The 21,176-nt window shown below is 42.2% G+C and carries 17 protein-coding genes; 6 read left to right on the top strand and 11 right to left on the bottom strand.

Annotation, left to right across the window (positions count from 1 at the left end; all coding sequences use genetic code 11):
- Positions 1-269 precede the first annotated feature (269 nt).
- Together EPL05_RS03715 and EPL05_RS03720 are read left to right on the top strand one after the other, a co-directional pair.
- Positions 270-923, top strand: a complete 654-nt coding sequence (locus EPL05_RS03715) for an energy transducer TonB (RefSeq protein WP_128532234.1) — start codon at positions 270-272, stop codon at positions 921-923.
- Between the two features lie 172 nt (positions 924-1,095).
- Positions 1,096-1,845 (top strand): DUF535 family protein, encoded by a 750-nt coding sequence (locus EPL05_RS03720; RefSeq protein ID WP_166727620.1) that lies wholly within the window; start codon positions 1,096-1,098, stop codon positions 1,843-1,845.
- On the opposite strand, the gene EPL05_RS03725 is transcribed toward EPL05_RS03720, so the two are convergent.
- Entirely contained in the window at positions 1,846-3,102 is a 1,257-nt protein-coding gene (locus tag EPL05_RS03725; RefSeq protein ID WP_128532237.1) for a prephenate dehydrogenase, read from the bottom strand.
- Positions 3,103-3,333: 231 nt separating this feature from the next.
- Between EPL05_RS03725 and EPL05_RS03730 the strand changes: the two genes are divergently transcribed.
- Positions 3,334-4,122, top strand: a complete 789-nt coding sequence (locus EPL05_RS03730; protein ID WP_128532239.1) for a hypothetical protein — start codon at positions 3,334-3,336, stop codon at positions 4,120-4,122.
- Positions 4,123-4,299: 177 nt separating this feature from the next.
- Here EPL05_RS03730 and EPL05_RS03735 read toward each other — a convergent pair whose 3' ends face one another.
- On the bottom strand, positions 4,300-5,679 hold the full coding sequence (locus EPL05_RS03735; protein WP_128532241.1) for a GH39 family glycosyl hydrolase: 1,380 nt from the start codon (positions 5,677-5,679) through the stop codon (positions 4,300-4,302).
- Positions 5,680-6,146: 467 nt separating this feature from the next.
- On the opposite strand from EPL05_RS03735, the gene EPL05_RS03740 reads away from it, so the two are divergent.
- A complete protein-coding gene (locus EPL05_RS03740) occupies positions 6,147-6,557 on the top strand; it encodes a VOC family protein (RefSeq protein WP_128532243.1) in 411 nt (136 codons plus the stop codon).
- A 36-nt stretch (positions 6,558-6,593) separates the two neighbouring features.
- On the opposite strand, the gene EPL05_RS03745 is transcribed toward EPL05_RS03740, so the two are convergent.
- From EPL05_RS03745 to EPL05_RS03780, 8 genes are all read right to left on the bottom strand, one after another.
- Positions 6,594-7,763 (bottom strand): acyltransferase family protein, encoded by a 1,170-nt coding sequence (locus tag EPL05_RS03745; protein ID WP_128532245.1) that lies wholly within the window; start codon positions 7,761-7,763, stop codon positions 6,594-6,596.
- Positions 7,764-7,897: 134 nt separating this feature from the next.
- The gene (locus EPL05_RS03750; protein WP_128532247.1) at positions 7,898-9,109 is read right to left on the bottom strand and encodes an NHL repeat-containing protein; all 1,212 of its coding nucleotides are present in this window, start codon (positions 9,107-9,109) and stop codon (positions 7,898-7,900) included.
- 111 nt (positions 9,110-9,220) lie between these two features.
- The gene (gene rpsJ, locus EPL05_RS03755; RefSeq protein WP_022830652.1) at positions 9,221-9,526 is read right to left on the bottom strand and encodes a 30S ribosomal protein S10; all 306 of its coding nucleotides are present in this window, start codon (positions 9,524-9,526) and stop codon (positions 9,221-9,223) included.
- Positions 9,527-9,682: 156 nt separating this feature from the next.
- Entirely contained in the window at positions 9,683-11,794 is a 2,112-nt protein-coding gene (gene fusA / locus EPL05_RS03760) for an elongation factor G (protein WP_128532249.1), read from the bottom strand.
- Between the two features lie 103 nt (positions 11,795-11,897).
- The gene (gene rpsG / locus EPL05_RS03765; protein ID WP_128532251.1) at positions 11,898-12,365 is read right to left on the bottom strand and encodes a 30S ribosomal protein S7; all 468 of its coding nucleotides are present in this window, start codon (positions 12,363-12,365) and stop codon (positions 11,898-11,900) included.
- Between the two features lie 19 nt (positions 12,366-12,384).
- Positions 12,385-12,807, bottom strand: coding sequence for a 30S ribosomal protein S12 (gene rpsL / locus EPL05_RS03770; RefSeq protein ID WP_128532253.1), 423 nt, complete (start codon positions 12,805-12,807; stop codon positions 12,385-12,387).
- Between the two features lie 295 nt (positions 12,808-13,102).
- Positions 13,103-13,381 carry a hypothetical protein gene (locus EPL05_RS03775; RefSeq protein WP_166727621.1) on the bottom strand — a complete coding sequence of 93 codons (279 nt, stop codon included), beginning with the start codon at positions 13,379-13,381 and terminating at the stop codon, positions 13,103-13,105.
- A gap of 282 nt (positions 13,382-13,663) precedes the next feature.
- A complete protein-coding gene (locus EPL05_RS03780; RefSeq protein ID WP_128532257.1) occupies positions 13,664-15,319 on the bottom strand; it encodes a serine hydrolase domain-containing protein in 1,656 nt (551 codons plus the stop codon).
- A gap of 467 nt (positions 15,320-15,786) precedes the next feature.
- Here EPL05_RS03780 and EPL05_RS03785 point away from each other — a divergent pair, with 467 nt between their 5' ends.
- Entirely contained in the window at positions 15,787-16,038 is a 252-nt protein-coding gene (locus EPL05_RS03785; RefSeq protein ID WP_128532259.1) for a hypothetical protein, read from the top strand.
- 108 nt (positions 16,039-16,146) lie between these two features.
- On the opposite strand, the gene EPL05_RS03790 is transcribed toward EPL05_RS03785, so the two are convergent.
- Positions 16,147-17,319, bottom strand: coding sequence for an acyl-CoA dehydrogenase (locus EPL05_RS03790; protein ID WP_128532261.1), 1,173 nt, complete (start codon positions 17,317-17,319; stop codon positions 16,147-16,149).
- Between the two features lie 607 nt (positions 17,320-17,926).
- Here EPL05_RS03790 and EPL05_RS03795 point away from each other — a divergent pair.
- Positions 17,927-21,160, top strand: a complete 3,234-nt coding sequence (locus EPL05_RS03795; protein ID WP_128532263.1) for a SusC/RagA family TonB-linked outer membrane protein — start codon at positions 17,927-17,929, stop codon at positions 21,158-21,160.
- The last annotated feature ends 16 nt before the right edge of the window (positions 21,161-21,176 follow it).

A 21,176-nucleotide genomic window follows, 5' to 3' on the forward strand; every position in this document is an offset into this window, starting at 1 on the left:
TCCCCCTTAAGGGACGGCAAAGATAGGAATTTTGTATTAATTGTCAAATACTTAACAAGTTATTTTTAAATAATTATTTGTACTTGCCAAAAAGATGTTGGAATGGATATATCAACACCTTAATTCTTCTCATTTTCAATCACATTTGGCCTTATTTTAAGCATCGCCAAAGTTGTTAGCGCGCAAAACTTCGGTCGCGCCCTCAAAAACCATCCGCCCAAATTTCGGCGCGATATTGAAAAAGTTACGGAAGTTTTTATCTTCACCGTATGAAACACCTTTACCCCCTATTTGCCCTTTTAATTGTTGCAAAATTCTCCGCCGCGCAGGTGGCTCCGGATACCACTAAAAAAACGCCTCCAACGGTAACAGAATTGCCAAAAGACAAGCAGGTTTTCACCGCGATAGAACAAGCGCCTCAATACCCGGGAGGCTCGAAAGCGTTTGGCGACTATATTAGCCGCAACCTTAAATACCCGGATGTTGCCCGTTTAATAGGTATAGATGGCCGCCTGATGATGACTTTTATTGTAGAACGCGATGGCAGGATCAGCAGCGCTACTCCTGTTAACTGCATAGGCGCAGGCTGCGAAGCAGAAGCGGTGAAGGTGTTACAGGACTCAAAACCCTGGATGCCCGGGATACAAAACAGCAGGCCGGTTAGGGTGCAATATGCTATCCCCATTAATTTTTCGGTAGAAAAAGGCAAGGTGAAAATGAAAGACTTGCTTGCATCCAACTATGGTTTTATATTTAATATAAAGGATAAGCTTTATACGCTTAATGAAGCAAAGGATATTATAGGAAGCTCCTTCCAGTCGGACCAGGTAAAAATTGCCGAGCCCTTTTACAATGCCGATAACAACGCTAAGTTTTTGATGCCTGATAAAAAGGAAGTGTACGTGGTAAGGATGAAGGATTAACTATATTAGGCACCCAAAACACCAACATGGTTTGTATATTCCCCGTTCGGCACTGTGAGGAGAAAAGATGAGGATAAGCTGGAGAATAAGAATTGGGCTAACGTTGCTTCATCATCTTTTTTTAACCGGAAACACAGCTACAAATATTAAACTATTCGCAAAGCTGTTTAACATGTTTCGCCCGTTGAGGGGGGCCGGGTTAGTAAAACGCGGGACTATACTAAGCTACCTTTCTGTTTTTTTATCGCGCTCGTTGAGTACCCGCCAAAAGCTGGAGATATCCACCCACCACTACGCCTTCCTGCAAGCCGTTTTTTCTGCGGAGCAACTTAGCGCTTTATTTAATGAAGGAATAGAATTTTATGCAGAACAGAACAGCAGCGACCCACTCAACATCTTGTTGGTGCATAGCCCTGCCTATATCTACGAGGGGCCTTGTGCGTTAACTTTTAATGTAAATGGCACCGAATACGCCAGGATATCATTTATGACAGCACCCGGCTACCTTTTCGGGCTGGATGATCTGAGCGTTTTTTATATCTCCTGTATGCAAAAGAAACACTCTGAAGAAGGCACCAGCAAAATTACGCATGTAAACAGCATCCATCCCGTTACTACACTATTAAAGGTATTAAAAGCCTTTGGCTCGGCGCACGGTATAGATAAATGTATAGCAGTAGCTGCCGAAAACCAGTTATCATACATCCCCGGTCGTGAGGATTATGACTATTTTTTTAGCCTGTACGATGATTTTTGGCTATCAAAAGGTGGCTCGGTGCTGGGTACAGATTATTTGTTGCCTTTCCCCTTAGTGCAAAAGCCCATATTGGATATCAAACAAACGCATCGCAACCGCATCCGTAAAAAGCGGACTAAATTGCAGCAAATACACAATGCGGTTTATAACAGGTTTAAGCACTAACTACTCCATCAGCCGCCGTATCAACTCCGCGCTTTGCTTATTGCCTTCTTCCAGCCTGCCCTGGAAAAACGCCTGCACTTCGTTAAAATGCTTTTTGTAGCCTTCCATATCACCGTAACCAATTATGGCGCTCCACTCCCGCACCGCGGAATGAAACTCCAGATCATCGCCCCGGATCGTTTTATCGTACAGCGCGGTTTTTATCGATTCCTCCAGCAGCTCTTCGTTCTTAAACAAATACTCGGCAATGCCCAGCCTTAAGCGGAAAGGGGGCGTTTGACAAATGAGGTTATCATAAGGGTTTACACCCAGGTGGTACCAGGCATCAACCATACTTAATATACTAAGGTGCGAGTTTGGCTTTTGGTGCCCGGCATCCTTAGCCAGCGAAAACTCCTGCATCACCTTATCATTAAACATAATGGGCTTGCGGCTCTCGTGGAAAACAAAATCGCGCGCCTTGTACAGCCGTTCGCGAAACGCCCCCTCCTCCTCTTTGATCATCAGCTTAAATAGTTCCGATTCGGAATTGGCATACTGTTTCACCTGTAGCCTGGCATAGGGGTTTAAAATAGCCAGCCCGGCATACACGTGTGCCTTATAACTAAAAATGCGCAGGGTGGTTAAGATCTTCACATTATCTATCCCTCCCGTATAGGATGCATTCTCCCAGGGAAAAAAACCGGCGGCCTTCCAGGCGGTGCCCATACTTTCGAAACCTACGTGGGTTACGGCTTGCGTATCGGCCACAATTTTATCGTGTTCGTGGAAGTCGGCAATTTCTACGATGTCCGTTTCAACCGCAGTAAAAAGGTCCAGCATCCTTTGGTACGAGTCGCCTTCATACCGGTGTGGTATCAGGATCAGCTTTTGCCCTTTTGGCTGAAAGCCCGGCCCGTGCATAGCATGAAAGGTAATGATCTGCGCATCGGCTGGCAGGTACTTTTCAAAAACGGCAATCTCCGGGTGCTTTACAGAAGTTTGCCCGGCCACAATAGCGCCATATTTTGTAGACGGGCCACATTGGGCAACCACCTGCTCCAGCTTATCGGCCTCTACCGAATAGATGATGAGGTCGCTTACGCGCGATACGTCCTTGCCATCGTCCATTAGTTTTATTCCTAAGGGATCCAGTTCCTGTTCTAACTTTTCGCGGTTGGCGGGCAGGTCGCAGCCGCAAACGGTGTAGCCTGCTTTCGCAAAAGCTTTAGCGTATAAACGCCCCATATCGCCCAAACCAATAAAACCTATATGCATGTTGTAAATAAAAGGCCTAATATAGGCTTTTGCTAATTACACACAATTACCAAAAAATTGCATCTTTTTTATATTTTTAAGAAGTGAAATTTACCTATCAGGCAAAACAGGCCCGCCCCAGATAAATAATACCTTAAAATTAATTTTACGAACTTTAGGTTACATTTTACCGTTTAAAGTAAAATGCCGCTAAAACAGAAACTTGTTTTTTCCCCCGATATGCAAAGTTATATGATAAAGCTCCTTAAATCGACCGCGATTATTTTGACCCTGCTTTTAATAAGTAGCGCGGGAACCATCTACGCGCAGGATTCTACAGCGAAGGCCAAACCGGCAGCGCTTAAACCTGTTAGCACTAAACCGGCAACGGTAAAACCGCCTGTTAAATACAATCCCTACGCAGCCAAACCGGTAGTTAAAGCGCCTAACTTACCGGCAACGCAAACGCCGGCTACCACAGGAGCCGCGGTAGTGAAGCCTGTACAGCAATACGTGCCCGAGAACCCCGCCTTGCTGAATGACAAGAGCCTTAACGGCCAATACCAATACCTGCTTACCAAAGTATATAACTATCAACGACCGTTGGTCTCGGCCTTATGGAAGAATGTTTCGGACACGCTGAGCGCTACCCGCCGCAAATTAAATGAGGCCAGCTCGAAACTGTCCATACAAACAAAAACTACAGATTCGCTGATGGCGGATATTAAGGCTAAAGAAGAAACCCTTTCGGCGTCAAACGCCAGGGTGGATAGCGTAAGCCTGCTGGGAATGCCGCTTACCAAAGCCACCTATAACTGGATCATGTGGGGATTGGTTGTCGGTTTCGGCGCTATCGCCGTGATCGTGATAGCACGCTCTGGCGCGCACAGCCGCGAAGCCAGCTACCGCATTAAACTTTATAACGAATTGGAAGAAGATTACAAAACCTACAAGGCCAAAGCCAACGAGAAAGAGAAAAAGCTTGCCCGCGAACTACAAACCGAACGCAATAGGCTGGATGAATTACTGGGGAAAGGGTAAACCACCCTGTTATGAATTACAAATACTTGAATATTAATACCTTACGCGCGTAAATTTCAATTGCTATAATTCCGTCGTTACTGTTTAGAAATGATATAAGTGCTCAAAGCGCGTCTTATAAAATCCCCCTATGCCCTAAAATGCAAATATTCGGCTATCTGAGTTTTTCAGCAGACCCTATTTAATATTAACTACGCAAGCACCACTTAGGTAAAGCCCCGGTACCGAAAAAATGATTTGCCCGTTGGCTACTTTTGCAATTGTTTGATAAGTTATTTTAGGGGAACCCATCGCATCTTCGCCAGTATTGGGGATAGATAGCACCGAGATGTTTACGTAACTTTTTCCGGCAAATAAAGCCAACGATTTGATATTGCTTAAATTTAATTTAACCTGTGTTACCGATGCGTTTTTTGCCCTATGTCCATAATATCCTAATAACACTTGAAGGTTATCGGTCTGATAATTGGCAAAACATATAACATGACTATTGTTGGATTTGTAATTAAGCCTGTTTTCTAAACTTAGGTTATAGTATCTATAGGCCCACCAGGCCGCACGGGGTTGCTTAGTATCTCCATCCAGCAAGCCATCCAGCGAGTTATTAAAGCAATTGCTTTCCCCGTTTGACTCTACCCAGCAAGCTTTACAGGCCCCATCCGCCCCACCCTGTTCCAAATAATCAAAATAAGCTAATATATTACCCGGCGAAAACTGATCGGATTCGGGAATTATCTCGTTTATTTGAATGGCTTTAATTTGCAATGCAGCGTACTTGGGGTTATTAATAAATCGCGATTTAACAAGCAAAATATCATCAGCAACCTTTGGAATATCTTCGTTACTTCTAAATTCGTGCCAGCTTAGGATGTCCAATCTCAAGTTGTTTGCCAAACAATAGTCCAGGAAATTTTGGATAAAATCTATATCAAATTTAGAAATAGATGGCCCTGAAATTTTAGCCGCGTTACCATTAGGTGCAGCCCGAATTTGATTATATCCTTTTTTAAAAGTAGCGAAGAAGTCTGGCTGAGAAGAAGGCCAAAATCCCTTAAGGTTAGGTTCGTTCCATATGTCATAAATTGATGTTATGCCATCAGAATTGTGTTCCACCGCCACACTTTTTACCATGTAATTCCATTTATCCGGAACTAAACTTGGCGATTCCCATGATGCAGCCGAATCTGCATGTGAATATCCAAAAACATCGCTTAACACGAAAATTGGAGCAGCCCCAAATGACTTTATTTTATTTAAAACAAACTTATTGCGGGAGCCAATTCGCCAATAGCGCGGGTTTAATTCGGTAATATATTTTGAGGGTGGGCTTTGCAAACTTAACGAATGCAAAAAACCGATCATCGACTTTGCGGGCGGCAGGCGTTTTGAACAATCAATGTAAATTACACTTTGGTTTGGTTGAGTTTGGATTGAATGAATTAAAATAAGGAAAACACCAGCCGCCAAGCAACAAAGAAACAAGGTTGCTATCCTTATTCTATTTATATAAAGGGAGTATTTACTAAAGTTTTTTTTATCCCGAAACGCAGCTAACATAAAATTCTTCCAAAATATGGCACAACGGTCCGAATAAATAATATACAAAAAAGGCCCGGGAAATCCTAATTTGAGTTGCGAAACTTAAAAAAAGAAAAATAGGGGCCGATGTCAAAAGTACAAAAGAAAGCGATATAGTCTGCGATAAAAAAAAGGAGGGAAACTCGGACATCCCTTTATTCGTATTCTGGCAAACCCTCAAGTTGGACATCTTAAAAACAGGCAATCTTGCCATGCAAACCTGGTCGCCATGGGCTTCTGGTATCTCCATGCGCCCGAACTGGTTGATGAGGTGGAGGGTGTTTGGATGGATTTTTTAAGCCGGCACTACTACGGATCTATGTAGATGGTTTTTTCAATCCCCTTCTACTTTGCGTTTGTCGCAAAATCGCCACTAACAGGTCGTTTTTGCCCATTGCTGGAGGTGTTATATACTCATACCTTTGAATATCAAAACAAACAAAATTATGGCAACTCAAATTTTCGTGAACTTACCTGTTAAGGACCTTAACAAATCGGTTGAGTTTTTTACTAAACTTGGTTATACTTTTAACCCCCAATTTACCAACGAACAAGCTACCTGCATGATTGTAAGCGATACCATTTTTGTAATGCTGCTGGTAGAATCATTCTTTAAAACATTCAGCGATAAGGAGATCGCAGATTCCTCTAAGGTTGTAGAATCTATCATCTGCCTGTCTACTGATGGCCGTGATGCCGTAGACACCATCATTAGTAAAGCTGTTGAAGCCGGTGCCACTACACCTAAAGACAAAATTGATTACGGCTTTATGTATAGCGGCAGTTTCGAGGATATTGACGGGCACCAATGGGAGTATATGTGGATGGACCCGGCCGGCCCACCTCAGCAACAATAATATTCAGAAATATTTAGGGCGGCAGCAGGAAGCGTTTCAGCTTTTTGGTGCCGCTTTTTTGCTTGCGCCCTCTCTTGCGTAATGAAACTTGTCCTTAAGCTTTAAAAACTCCACCTCGAAAATAAAGGAGAAGCTAACAATGATAGCGAGAAATGCCAGTTTTACAAGGATAACACCCCACATAGGTAACAGGGTGAAATACTGCATCCAGGGTTGGAAAGCCTTAACGCCGATAAACAATTCCTGCCAAATGTAAATACTGTAGGAGAGTACCCCCATCGTAGTTAAAAAAGCGGTGCTTAATAACTTCGACAGGAAATCTTTATGGCTGATGCTGATCACCATAGCAATGCCAACCAATAGAGCTGAAAGATATTCAGATACATACTTCGTATAAAAAAGGGATGTTTGCCTGTGGATAACGATAGCTACTATCACTAAAATAGTGCTTAACAAGTAATGAGCCTTTATCTTTTCGGGCTTGATGATCCCTTTAAAAATGAGAATGGAAAATAACGAGCCGATAAGTATAATGATGGGGCCTTTCCAAAACGCATACCTGCAACAGCGGATAATAAAGTGCAGAACAGGGTTGTTGCTTAACCAGTCCAATTGAAGCCCACCTATTATACATGCCAGCGGTACCAAAATAACTATGCTTAGCGATAGGATAGTATACCACCGTGTATTGATAGCCAGCAAAATGGGGAAGCTGAAGTAAAACTGCTCCTCTACCGCCAGCGACCAGAAATGAGCCGTGTAAGGCTCATTACGCATCGGGAAGTTTTTAAAGAATAATAAAGAGGCTATAAAATCGGCCACAGGGATGTGTAAGTACAAAAAACGGTTCAACCCTATAAGCACTATCAAAAACAGCCAGGCAACCGGCAGGATGCGCAAAGCCCGGCGGATGTAAAAGTATTTTAGTGAGATCCGCCCGTTCCGCAGTTTCTCTTTTAGTAAGAGTGTGGTTATTAAAAACCCGCTTAGCACAAAAAATATATGCGCGCTTGTGGTGCTGGAAATACTCACTCCATAGTGCCGCAGGTAATAGTTGAAACCAAAGTGGACCATCAGCAATAGTAGTATAGCCAGTCCGCGCAATCCATCTAACTCCGGGAAATGGCTTTGTTGTAGCGACTTCGGAATGGTAGTAATATCTGCGAATAACTTGGCGATGAATTGTTTAAGAGCTTTTAAAGGCATCGGTATAACTTTGATTATACTCCAAACATACTGCAAAAGCTTCAAATATATAGCTATTGAATAACAGCATCAGTCAATATAATCCATAACAGAATTAGTTGTTTAAGTTCTGCACCCGGGGGTAATACTATATATTAAAGGCGCTTAAAAATAAATATTTTATGGGCATACACATCACTGGCTATTACTTCATCATTATTAGTAATTGCCAGGCCAGTGACCGTAGATGTTAGAAAATCTCCTTCACCAATCTTTTCCCGTACTTCACCGTTTTCGTCGGTTTTTAATACGTAACCCGGTGCGGCAATAAATAAATTCTTCCCCTTTGCTTTTATTGAATAACAAACGGTGCCAGCGTCCCACGACTTTATGAAGTTTCCGAGTGTATCATATATCCTTATGATGGCATTTCTGGGCGAGGTAACAAATATTTTATTATTGAAGTAAGTGATGCCAAACGGATAAGCCTTATCTATCTGCCTGTCTGTTTGTATGGCTGCCGTGAACTTGAGCAGAAAGTTACCCTCCTTGTCATATTTCTTTACATTATTATTTTGCCCGTCTACCACATAAATATTCTCATTGTTATCTATAGTTACTTCTTCAGTATTTTGAAACTCCGTGTCGCCCGTGCCATAGGTCCCCCATCTTCTAATCACTTTTCCATTTATATCTAACATGGATACATAACCATCACCTGACGAACCAGCAACAATGCTATTGCCGTTTTTCAAAAAACCAATACCACGCGAAGGGCCAGAGTAGAATAATTGCAGGTATTTGCCGCTAATGTCAAATTTTTGCACGTTGGTGTTATTATCATCACTTACGTAAATATTGCTTTGGGTGTCCACCTCTACGTGCATAGGATAAAGAAATTGTCCCGGATGTGCCCCCTCAGAGCCAAACGATAAAAACTTGCTATAGTTTTTGCCGGAAGAGTAACCGAAATTTATATCACTAAAAAGACTATATTCTGTTGCGCTGTTGTATATTTTTACTTTGTAGAACACTTTTACAAGAGGCGTTGCTACAACATCTGTAGCGATTGTATCTGCCGTTTCCAACAATAATTTATATTGATTTTCTGTGTCATCAAATTTGTAAACCTGGTATTTCTTAGCCAGCGGCACCTTTGTCCAAGAGATAACTACCTTATTGCCAAAAGCACCTTTAGTTATATTCAAATTAATTGGCCTGTCCAGAATAACATCAGCAACCGGAGTTACAGGGGTAACCGGATCTTTAACAATAGGGGTATCGGCAACTTTTGGAGATTCTTTTTTACAGCCCGTATGCAAGAGCGCAATTGCAGATAAAAGGAGTAGTGCGTTTTTAAATTTCACGTTTAGGTTATTTATCCTCAAATATAACATTCCAATTTGTAACACAATTTTTTATAACAAAAAAGCCACTCTTTTGCAAGAATGGCTTTTTGTATAGATCTTCCGGTACAGTTACACTTTGATCTCCACTTCAACTCCGCTTGGCAATTCAAGCTTCATTAAAGCGTCTACAGTTTTTGAATTTGAACTGTAGATATCCAATAAACGCTTGTAAGAGCATAATTGGAATTGCTCACGTGCTTTTTTGTTTACGTGTGGTGAACGCAACACAGTGAAAATTTTCTTTTCGGTTGGTAACGGCAGTGGGCCGCTAACTACAGCACCCGTAGGTTTTACTGTTTTTACGATCTTCTCAGCTGACTTGTCAACCAGATTGTAATCGTAAGATTTTAATTTGATCCTGATTCTTTGGCTCATGTTGTTTGTTTTTTTGGGATTTCACAGATTTAACCCTGATTTCACCGATTTTAAATTGGCCTTCTATAAGAGCTATTAGTTATAGTTGGCCGGTTGTTTATCTTTTAAAAAGTTGATTGGTAATTATTCTCTAATCACCAATCAACTAATCTCTAATTACGCGTTAGCAGCAGCTTTTTTGCCTTTTATTTTGGCAACTACTTCTTCCTGTACGTTACGTGGCGCTTCTGCATAGTGGTCAAATTCCATGGTAGAAGTTGCACGGCCAGACGTGATAGTACGTAACTGGGTTACATAACCAAACATTTCTGAAAGTGGTACAGTAGCTTTAATTACCTGTGCACCTGCACGTGAATCCATACCCAAAAGCTGGCCACGACGACGGTTCATGTCACCGATAACATCACCCATGTTTTCTTCAGGGGTTAGTATCTCAATTTTCATGATCGGCTCAAGCAATACCGGTTTACATTTTGGCAATGCCTCGCGGTAAGCCGATTTTGCAGCGATCTCGAAAGATAACGCATCTGAATCGACCGCGTGGAACGAACCATCAATTAAACGAACTTTTAAGCCTGTTAACGGGAAACCGGCTAATACACCGTTTGCCATTGCAGCTGCAAAACCTTTTTCTACAGATGGGATAAACTCGCGGGGGATAGAACCACCGCTAATTTCGTTCACAAATGTTAAACCTTCTTTACCATCTTCGTTTGGCGATACAATAATTTGAATATCGGCAAATTTACCACGGCCACCAGTTTGTTTCTTGTATGTTTCGCGGTGCTGAACGGTACCTGTGATAGCTTCTTTGTAAGCTACCTGTGGCGCGCCCTGGTTCACCTCTACTTTAAACTCACGTTTCAAACGATCCATGATGATATCTAAGTGAAGCTCACCCATACCGCTAATTACGGTTTGGCCGGTTTCTTCGTCAGATTTTACGTGGAACGTAGGATCTTCTTCAGATAATTTACCTAATGCGATACCTAATTTATCTACATCGGCCTGTGTTTTAGGCTCAATAGCTAAACCGATAACCGGGTCAGGGAAGTTCATGGATTCAAGGATGATCGGGAATTTCTCATCGCAAAGGGTATCCCCAGTTTTAATATCCTTAAAGCCTACTACCGCTGCAATATCACCGGCACCTACGTTAGGTATAGGGTTTTGCTTGTTAGCATGCATCTGGAAGATACGGGAGATACGCTCTTTATTATCAGAACGCATGTTGTGCACATACGAACCAGCTTCTAAGTTACCCGAGTAAACACGGATAAAGCATAAACGGCCTACGAAAGGATCGGTTGCAATTTTAAATGCTAAAGCTGCAAACGGCTCTTTTTCTGATGGTTTACGCAAAATTTCTTCGCCAGTATCCGGGTGGGTACCAATGATACCTTCCACATCCATAGGTGAAGGAAGTAATTCCATCACGTAATCAAGCATGGTTTGTACACCCTTGTTTTTGAAAGATGAACCGCAAACCATAGGAACTATCTTAGCATCTAAAACCGCTTTGCGTAAAGCGTCAAGCACTTCGCGTTCGGTGATGGTTTCTGGTGCATCAAAGAATTTTTCCATCAGGCTCTCATCGTAATCAGCAACAGATTCAAGCAATTTCTCTCTCCACTCCGTAGCTTCCTCGATCATATCCTCAGGGATAGGCACTTCAGTAAAGGTCATACCTTTATCGTGCTCATTCCAAACAATACCTTTCCAGTTGATCAAATCTACAACACCTTTAAAATGCTCTTCAGCACCTATTGGTAATTGCAATGGTACTGCGTTGCTGCCCAACATGCTTTTTACTTGTTTTACAACATTTAAAAAGTCGGCACCGCTACGGTCCATTTTGTTAACGAAACCTATACGGGCAACGTTATAGTTGTTTGCAAGGCGCCAGTTAGTTTCTGATTGTGGCTCAACACCATCAACAGCAGAAAATAAGAACACCAAACCATCCAGTACACGTAAAGAACGGTTCACCTCAACGGTGAAATCCACGTGCCCAGGAGTATCAATAATGTTGATATGGTAGTTTTGGCCTCTGTATTTCCAACCAACGGTTGTAGCAGCAGAGGTAATGGTAATACCACGTTCCTGCTCCTGCGCCATCCAGTCCATCGTAGCTGCACCCTCGTGTACCTCGCCAATTTTATGGCTCACACCCGAGTAGTACAATATACGCTCTGTTGTAGTGGTTTTACCGGCATCAATGTGAGCGGCAATACCTATGTTTCTTGTATATCTTAGATCTCTTGACATTATTTTTGTTTTTTGATTTCCCCGATTTTAAATGATTACACCGATAATGCAATCATAACAAAATCGGTGTAATCCAATATTAAATCGGTGTAATCCTTTTAGTTTAGAAACGGAAGTGAGAGAACGCTTTGTTGGCTTCAGCCATTTTGTGCGTATCTTCTTTCTTCTTAACAGCAGCACCTTCACCTTTAGCAGCAGAGATGATCTCACCGGCTAATTTCTCCATCATGGTTTTTTCACCACGACGACGGGCATAGCTGATCAACCATTTCATACCCAAAGCAACTTTACGCTCTGGCCTTACTTCAGTTGGCACCTGGAAGTTTGCACCACCTACACGGCGGCTTTTTACTTCTACAGCCGGCATTACATTGTTTAAAGCTTTTTTCCAGCTATCTAAACCGTTTTCGCTGGTTTTCTTTTCAACAATATCAATTGCGTTATAAAATATAGTGTAGGCGGTAGATTTTTTACCGTCGAACATCATGTTATTTACAAACCTGGTTACCAAAATATCATTGAATTTTGGATCAGGAAGAAGGATTCTTTTTTTTGGTTTTGACTTTCTCATTATTAATATCCTCCTTTAATTATTTCTTTTTCTTAGCTGGTGCGCCTTTTGTAGGTGCAGCTGCCTGACCTGGTTTAGGGCGTTTAGTTCCGTATTTAGAGCGGCGTTGGTTACGGCCCGCAACACCTGATGTATCTAACGCACCACGGATGATGTGGTAACGTACACCCGGTAAATCTTTAACACGACCACCACGGATCAAAACAATTGAGTGTTCTTGTAAGTTGTGGCCTTCTCCAGGGATGTAGGCGTTAACTTCTTTACCATTTGTAAGGCGCACACGTGCAACTTTACGCATTGCTGAGTTTGGTTTTTTAGGGGTAGTGGTGTACACACGGGTGCACACGCCTCTTCGCTGTGGACAGCTGTCCAACGCTGGTGACTTACTCTTGTCAACCATAGCTACTCTACCTTTTCTAACTAATTGCTGAATAGTAGGCATTTTTTCCTTTTTGTATTTACTGTTTTATCCTTATTTTAAGGACTGCAAAGGTAGGTACTATTTTTTGATTTTCAAGGGCTTGGGAGAAAAAGATTTCGTAATAGGCTGATTGAGTGGGATAAGCCAGCAAAAACACGGAGATTATCTTATTTCCAGCTCTTTAAAACTACTTTTATGCATAAAATCAATTCATAAAAATGCTGTCGAAATTTTATAAAAACGCTACAATAATCCCGGCAATAGTAGCGCTGGGCATAAACATTGTTTATATAAACATTGATTGCATCTTTAGTAATTATAAAAGCGAGTGGCTAACCACAGGATCGTTTGCACCAATTATATTTATAATGGCGCTGTTTAATTCGGCCATCATAATGGTACTTGCGCTGCCAATATTTTTAAACAAATATCCTACGATTAAAAACAACTGGTTGTTGAGTATGCTGAGTTGGTTTTTGCTCCCGATTATTTGGCTGACAATTCTATTGTTAAAAAGTTCCGTAGATCTATTGGTATACAATGGCATAGATAGTCCTGGTATTTTTCCAATCATAAACACAGTACCGTATATCATCGGGCTTGTGCTTTCATACGCCCGGTTCTGCAGTCAATATTAATCGGAACTTTAGAAAATTAATTACAATGTTTCTATCTCCCGCCAGCCCCGCTGGTGCCTGTCCCGATGCATATCGGGATACAAGCCGCTGATAGAAGCAACTTTTCCGCCATCGAGTTTAAGCCGGTTGGGCTTGTGGCGGGCCGCTACGCCCCTACCTCGCCAACTCCTTCGGCGAAATAATAATCACGTGCGAATCATCCTAATGGAAAATAATTTTTGTAGCCGTAAACCTAAATATTACTCCCTCAGCCACTCCAGCGGCGTGTCATTTACAAAAGCCTTCTCCACCTTACCCGCGGCATCTTTGGTAAACCGCAGCGTAAAGCCAGGCTCGTTATTGTAAAACATTAAGTCCTCCACCCTAAAAAATTCCAACTTTCCTCCATCCCAGGATTGAGTTATAACCACCTTATTGCCGACTGTACTTACCTGTAAAAACATCTCATTATCTTCACGCTTATATTTCCCTTCAAAAGCCCTTAATCCGGCGGCGGTAAACTGTTTAGCGTTCTGCAACGCTTTAATATGGAACCCGGCTGCCGGGTTGCCCCCATCCAAAGCCAGCGACCGCTTGTAATTTGCTATGGCCAGTTGCTTATCGCCCAAACCCTCGGCAGCGGCGGCAAAGCCACCATAAGCAACCGGACTTTGCGGATACCATTCCACCTGCTGCTTAAACACGTTCATCGCCTGTTTGTACCGCTTTTGTTTGAGCAAGGTCTGGCCGTAACTGTTCATGTCCCTTTCAGAAAATTGCACCCCCGATGCCTTTAGTTTTTTAAAAACAGCAGCCGCGTTCACGAACCCTTGCTTTCGTAAATTATCATAAAGCCTTGCCATAGTTTCGGGATGATCGTACCCCAGGCGCAGCCATTGCATAGCCCGGTTAGTTTGCTTACCCATTAGCAGGTTTACAAGTTGGTCGGTTATTTTTAAGCCACGGTCGCCACGGGTAAAAAACACCATGCTTTCTTTAGCAGCCGGGAAGGCCACATAGAATGAGTAAAAATCATCGGTACTTCCCCAATGCCATATCGCTTTGCCTTTCTCGTTCTGCTGCAGGCCAAGGCCGAGTCCCCAATCAATATAGCTATCAGCTTCGGTAGTATCGCGCTGAAACCATTGCGCGTTGCTTTGCTTGCTAAACATCTGCTGCTGCGTTGCCGGTTTTAAACCCTTGCCGGCCAGCAGCGCCTGCAAAAACAGGGTATAATCGTGCGCGTTGCTCAACAAACTGAACGCGGCGTTCGGCAACATTGGAGCCAAATCCCGGCTTTCGGGGCCTATTACGCTGATATCCATTTCCTTGGTTTGAACGTAGGTACTGTTATGCATGCCCAGCGGTTTAAAAACCTCCTCCTGCATCACCTGCTCAAAGTGCATGCCGGTGAGTTTTTCAATCACCTTTTGCAAAAACCAATAACCCTCGCCCGAGTATGCATAAGAACTGCCGGGTGCGAAAAGCAATTTTACCGGTTCGCCCGTCTCAAACTGCGGAAACTCGGCCAGCCCGCTGGTATGGCTCAGCACCATCCGCGCGGTGATCATGCTGTAGCTCGGGTCCTTCATATCAAACCTGGGGTAGGTACCTATATAATGAGTCAGTGGGGTATCAAGCGAGAGCATGCCCCTATCGCAAAGCCTTAAAACCGCATAGGCAAATACGCTTTTGCCCAATGAGCCGGCACGAAACAGCGTATTAATAGTTATTTGCTTCGTCAGTCCTTCCTTACCCGTACCAACTTTGTACTCGGTGATTTTCCCATTTACGGTGTATGCTAACTGAATACCTGGCAAACCGTTATCCTCGGCAATGTTCTGTAGTTGCAATTGCTGGGCTTTTAAGGTGGCGATAGAAAGAACGGACAAAAAAAAGCAAAATATTTTTTTCATGGAAGGCTGTGGCTGATTTGCCGGATAAAGATATCAGCAAAAGACACAACAACAAAATTAAATTCCGTTTAAATTAGTTTTATAAAATATAACAGAATTAAACAAATATAAACTGCGCGTTATTCAAATTAAAATTTGGGACCCATCCTATATGCATAAATGCCTGATCCTGTGAACAGAGTCAATTTGAATAGAAAACATTAATTTCTAATATAATTATTATACTATAAATATAATTTAGTAGCTTTATCAGTAATTAACCGAATTAAAATCGGTCAGTTAATAGTTAGTTAAGATTAAATGAAAGCAGGGATAGCGCAAGGCCGATCCTGCTTTTTTTATTTTACGGGGGCTGGGCCTTTTATTTGGGCACTTTTAATCCCTATCTTAGGGTTTTACAATGGCCATTAAACCAATTATGTAGCAGCGGTACGCTTTGCAGTATATAAATATCACACCACTATATCATGAAAACAGACCTGTACACAAAAATTATCTTAACCGTTATAGCAGTCGCACTAACGTTAAACTTGCTAAAAGGCAGCATCACCCCTGCCATGGCCGACACCAAAAAACTCGTAAGCATCCCCGTAAACCCTGATGGCAGCATCAACGTGAACATTAACAAGGTGAACGAAACAATGGATGTGAATATTAAAAGTGTAGACCGCGGCGCATTTTACTATATAATGCCCATACCTGTCAAACTGGATAAATAAGCGTTTTAAGGGCACTTTTTTTCCGGGCGGACGGCGAGAAGACCGAATAAAAAAAGCCGCTACAAATTCAACATTTATAGCGGCACCAGGTAAGTATTCAAAGCCTCCCTACCTCAACACTTCCCTGCTTATCACAATTTTTTGTATCTCCGACGTCCCTTCGCCTATGGTGCAAAGCTTGGCATCGCGGTAAAATTTTTCTACCGGGAAATCTTTTGTGTAGCCGTATCCGCCAAAGATCTGCACGGCCTCATTAGCGCAGCGCACCGCCACTTCCGATGCGAAGTATTTGGCCATTGCCGATTGTTTGGTTACCGGCAGGTGGCGGTTTTTAAGATCAGCCGCCTGCATCACCAACAATTCAGACGCTTCAATTTCAGTAGCCATATCCGCCAGCTTAAATGAGATCCCCTGAAAATTGCTTATGGGCTGCCCAAACTGGTGGCGTTCTTTAGAGTAAGCAACGGCTGCCTCAAAGGCACCTTTTGCGATACCCAAAGACAGCGCCGCGATAGAGATCCGGCCACCATCCAAAACTTTCATAGCTTGTTTAAAACCTTCGCCTTCGGCACCTAAAAGATTCTCTTTAGGTACACGGCAATTGTCAAATATCATTTCGGTAGTTTCTGACGCGCGCATGCCCAGTTTGTTCTCCTTTTTACCTGCGCTAAAGCCAGGCGTACCGCGCTCAATAACCAAGGCAGAAATGCCTTTGCTATCTCCCTTATTACCTGTACGCACCATTACCACGGCCACATCGCCGCTTTTGCCGTGTGTTATCCAGTTTTTCGATCCGTTTACGATATAATGGTCGCCCTCTAAAACGGCTGTAGTATTCATCCCCATGGCATCGCTGCCGGTATTAGCCTCCGTTAATCCCCAGGCACCCAGCCATTCGGCGGTAGCCAGTTTGGGTAACCAACGATGTTTTTGCTCCTCGTTTGCAAATGCTAAAATATGCCCGGTACAAAGTGAATTATGTGCCGCAACCGATAAACCTATAGAGCCGCAAACTTTGGCTATCTCTACAATAACGGTTACGTACTCCGCGTAGCCAAAGCCCGAGCCACCATATTCTTCGGGAACCAAAACGCCCATCATGCCCGTTTCGCCCAGTTGCTTAAACAGCTCCAGCGGGAATTTTTGCTCCTCGTCCCACAGCATTACATTGGGTTTAATATGCTTTTCAGCAAAGTCTTTGGCCATCTGGCCTATCATCTTTTGGTTATCGCTTACAGAAAAATCGAAGCCGGCAGGAGTATCGGTTAATAAATGGTCCATTTTAAAAATCAGAATTATAATTGGTTGCCGTAAAGGTAGCGATAAAATACTATGCATGCATAGTAAAAAGGTAAAAAAAGTGTTTATTATCTAAAATTTACACCATAAAAAACCGCAGCCGAGCGCCCAAATTTTGCATCGGTAGAGATTAAGTTATAGTTAAACAACGGTAAAGTTAAAAATCAAAAAAAAACAACCGTAGCGGTATCTACGAATTAAACGCGCTTTCCTTATCGTACGTTTTTGGCAAGAAAAGGGAATCTTACTATCAAACAGGCAGTATAAAAATTATAATTATCCACGTTTTTTACTTTTTTTGCATGAATTAGTTAGAAAACTGCCATTAATAAGATAATATATAGCTATTTGATAAAATATTAAGTCAATTTTTATAAAAACCGATAAAAAACCGCAAATTTTATACTTATTATAGAAAATAAATGCGATTTATTTAATAAAATAGCTGTTAAAATTTATATTTAACAAAATATTATGTGAATTAGCCTTATTTTTTTATTAAAACATAAAAATATTGAAGATTTTTGTAATGTAATTGTTACATACTACATTGTATAGGTTTAATTACTTAACTAAAACTGATCAATGTATGAAAAAAAGTTTCCTCAAAAGCTTTCTTGGGATTCTATTGGCATTATTTTGCCAATATTCTTATGCCCAAAGCCGACGCGTTACAGGTACTGTAACTGCTAAAGAAGATGGCCTGGCCCTGCCAGGCGTAAGCGTAATTCTCAAAGGCTCGCATACCGGCGCACAAACTGGTGTAGACGGCAAATTCTCCTTAATTGTACCCTCATCCGGCGGTACGTTAGTATTCTCTTTTATTGGTTACAAGATTTCTGAGGTACCCATCGGCACAGATAATGTGGTAAATGTGGTTTTACAACCGGATAACAACCTGCTCTCAGAAGTTGTGGTAACAGGCTCGGGCGTAGCTACCAGTAAAGCGAAATTAGGCATCGCTGTAGAATCACTATCCGGTAAAGCCCTTTCTTCCTCGCCACAAGCTTCTATCGACCAGGGTTTGGTTGGGCAAGTAGCGGGCGCGCAAATCTCCTCTGTAGACGGCACACCGGGTGCAAGAACAAATATCTTATTAAGGGGTGTAAATACGGTACAAGGAAGCACCTCTCCTATGATACTTGTAGACGGTATCGAATCGCGCACGACAGATATAAGCCAACTCGACCCCGCAACAGTTGATCATATAGAAATTGTACAGGGCGCCGCAGCATCTACCATTTATGGTGCCCAAGGGGCAAATGGCGTTATCCAGATCTTCACTAAAAAGGGCAGAATTGGTAAAACCCGTATTGATGTAAGTACCAGTGTAAGCAGCAACGACTATTTGAACTTAGGCAACGTACACCAGGCTATGTTGAGTAGCTTTAAAACTGATGCAAATGGTCTTTTTATAGATGCTGACGGCAACCCTATTGCCATCGATCAGGATGGTCGCTACACCGGCATTCAATGGGCTTATGGCGCAGATCCGGGCAATGGCTCGCCTACAGCTATGAGTAATCCATTAAACATTGCGCATCAGCAATATGGCACTAACCTCAATTATTATGACCACCTTAAACAGTTATTCAGAACTTCTTATACTACAAATAATAGTGTTGCCATTTCTGGAGCTAACGAAAAATCCGATTACAATTTAACTGTTTCCAACAATAACCAGCAAAGTAATATCAAAAATAACGGTTATAACAACCGTACTAATTTAACAGCGAACCTTGGCTCGGAATTATTTAAAGGGTTTACCATACGATCCGTTACCCAATTGATTTACACCAAAAACACCTTGAACCCCAACTACGGCATTGGCAACTCAGGTGGTATATTCGATGTGCTTAACGCATCACCTTTTTATGACTTTAACCGAAAAAATGCTGATGGCAGTTATCCTATGTCATTAAACTCCGGTACAATTAGTGTAAACGGCTCTAACCCCAATTATTATACGCAATGGGCGAACAGGATATCGAACCGTGAAGACCTGTTACAAAGCATAATGGCTGATTACAAAGTGAATAAGTTTTTAACACTGAATGCTAAATACGGCCTTAACTATCAGCACACAGAAGAAAACATCGTTTTCAAAGATCAGTCTAAAACACTTACAGCTATCGACCTTGGTTCCTATTATGGCTTTTTTGCATCACTTCCAAAAGGAGAGTTAGTTAAAAATACCAGTTCTACAGTTTTTCAAAATTTTAACACATCGGCGGTAATCAACACCGATTTCGTCAAGGATTTTAAAATCAACTTGCCTATAACCACCAGCACTTATTTAGGTTTTGATTACAGGAACAGCAACGATAAACAATTTAATACTTATGGGTTAGAATTACCAGAATACGAAATTTTCAATTTTCAACAAACGGCATCACAAGCCGTCTCTTACGATTACACAACACCTTTTGTTACCTACGGATTCGTATTAAACCAAAAGATTGACTTTGGAGATTATGCTGGTGTTGCAGGTGGCTTCAGAACAGATTATTCATCAGCATTTGGTGCCGGTTCTAAACCTTTTACTTTTCCTAATGCCAATGCTTACATCCGTGTGTCATCTTTCGATTTCTGGAAAAACTCGTTCCTCGGGAATGCACTTCCAGACTTTAAAATAAGGGGCGGTTACGGCCAGGCCGGTACACAGCCATATCCTTTTGACAGATACCCAACCATTAATCCGGGTCATTTTGGCGGAGGCCTAATCTTTAGTCTTCCAACCGCATTAGCCAACCCAAATCTAAAGGTGGAAGTATCAAAAGAGTATGAAATAGGTACAGATTTCAGCATCAAAGGCGCATCGGGCAACTGGTTTAACGAAATCACCTTAAGCGGCACGTATTGGAATCGTAAAGCTTCTAATGTTATTTATAACGTAAACACAGCGCCATCAACCGGGGGTACACAAATTAAAACAAACGCTATCGGCCTTGCGTCGAATGGTGTGCAGGCGTCATTAAACCTTGGCATACTAAAAAGCAAGGACTTTAGTTGGCACTTTACCACTAACTTTAGCCATCAAACCACTACGATCACCAGCACAGGTGGTGAGCCTATTATTTTAGGCACCGCTGCCGGTAGTACCCAGTTAACATTAGTTGCCGGGCAAAAGATAGGTCAGCTCTTTGGTAACAAGGCTTTAACCAGCGTTAGCGAAACAAACAGCTTAGGCGTACCTTACATATTGCCGGCAGATTACGACAAATACACCATTGTAAACGGCAGGGTAGTAAATATTGCTAATAAGGGAATCCAGTTTGCCAATGAGGCCACTCCACTTGGCGATCCAAACCCTAAGTTCAATATGTCGTTCATCAACGCATTAAGCTACAAATCATTAACATTAGGTTTCCAGTTTGACTGGGTTTATGGCAGCCACCTTTATAACCAGACTAAAGAATGGCAATACAGGGACGGAATCAGTGGCGACTATGACGTACCGGTTAACATTGGCGGCACTTCGGGCGCTTACACAGCATATTACAGAAGTGCTTACGCAGATATTATTGGTGGAAGAAACGGCGCAAGAAATGGAACAAAAGATTATTTTTATGAAGGGTCCTCTTTCTTAAGGTTACGAAATATTACCCTTGGATATGATTTCTCCAGCCTGATCAGCCGCAAAGTATTCAAAAGAGCCTTGCTTACCTTTACCGGCCGTAACTTAGTTACAGTTACTAAATACACCGGCTTTGATCCTGAAATAAGCTCGGGAGCATCCAACTCACCGTTTGACAGGGGCGTAGACCATGATTCAACGCCAAACAGTAAATCTTATCAAATTGGTTTAAATCTTGGGTTTTAATTGATCTTAACTGAAA

It is taken from the genome of Mucilaginibacter gilvus, from assembly GCF_004054195.1.
GTDB lineage: Bacteria > Bacteroidota > Bacteroidia > Sphingobacteriales > Sphingobacteriaceae > Mucilaginibacter > Mucilaginibacter gilvus.

Bases quoted from the DNA above. Each gene is read 5' to 3' on its own strand.
- EPL05_RS03715 (WP_128532234.1), top strand. From the start codon at position 270: ATGAAACACCTTTACCCCCTATTTGCCCTTTTAATTGTTGCAAAATTC.
- rpsG (WP_128532251.1), bottom strand. From the start codon at position 12,365: ATGAGAAAGTCAAAACCAAAAAAAAGAATCCTTCTTCCTGATCCAAAA.
- EPL05_RS03740 (WP_128532243.1), top strand. From the start codon at position 6,147: ATGGCAACTCAAATTTTCGTGAACTTACCTGTTAAGGACCTTAACAAA.
- EPL05_RS03720 (WP_166727620.1), top strand. From the start codon at position 1,096: ATGTTTCGCCCGTTGAGGGGGGCCGGGTTAGTAAAACGCGGGACTATA.
- EPL05_RS03785 (WP_128532259.1), top strand. From the start codon at position 15,787: ATGAAAACAGACCTGTACACAAAAATTATCTTAACCGTTATAGCAGTC.
- fusA (WP_128532249.1), bottom strand. From the start codon at position 11,794: ATGTCAAGAGATCTAAGATATACAAGAAACATAGGTATTGCCGCTCAC.
- EPL05_RS03735 (WP_128532241.1), bottom strand. From the start codon at position 5,679: ATGTTAGCTGCGTTTCGGGATAAAAAAAACTTTAGTAAATACTCCCTT.
- EPL05_RS03730 (WP_128532239.1), top strand. From the start codon at position 3,334: ATGATAAAGCTCCTTAAATCGACCGCGATTATTTTGACCCTGCTTTTA.
- rpsL (WP_128532253.1), bottom strand. From the start codon at position 12,807: ATGCCTACTATTCAGCAATTAGTTAGAAAAGGTAGAGTAGCTATGGTT.
- EPL05_RS03780 (WP_128532257.1), bottom strand. From the start codon at position 15,319: ATGAAAAAAATATTTTGCTTTTTTTTGTCCGTTCTTTCTATCGCCACC.
- EPL05_RS03725 (WP_128532237.1), bottom strand. From the start codon at position 3,102: ATGCATATAGGTTTTATTGGTTTGGGCGATATGGGGCGTTTATACGCT.
- rpsJ (WP_022830652.1), bottom strand. From the start codon at position 9,526: ATGAGCCAAAGAATCAGGATCAAATTAAAATCTTACGATTACAATCTG.
- EPL05_RS03790 (WP_128532261.1), bottom strand. From the start codon at position 17,319: ATGGACCATTTATTAACCGATACTCCTGCCGGCTTCGATTTTTCTGTA.
- EPL05_RS03745 (WP_128532245.1), bottom strand. From the start codon at position 7,763: ATGCCTTTAAAAGCTCTTAAACAATTCATCGCCAAGTTATTCGCAGAT.
- EPL05_RS03775 (WP_166727621.1), bottom strand. From the start codon at position 13,381: ATGATATACGGTACTGTGTTTATGATTGGAAAAATACCAGGACTATCT.
- EPL05_RS03795 (WP_128532263.1), top strand. From the start codon at position 17,927: ATGAAAAAAAGTTTCCTCAAAAGCTTTCTTGGGATTCTATTGGCATTA.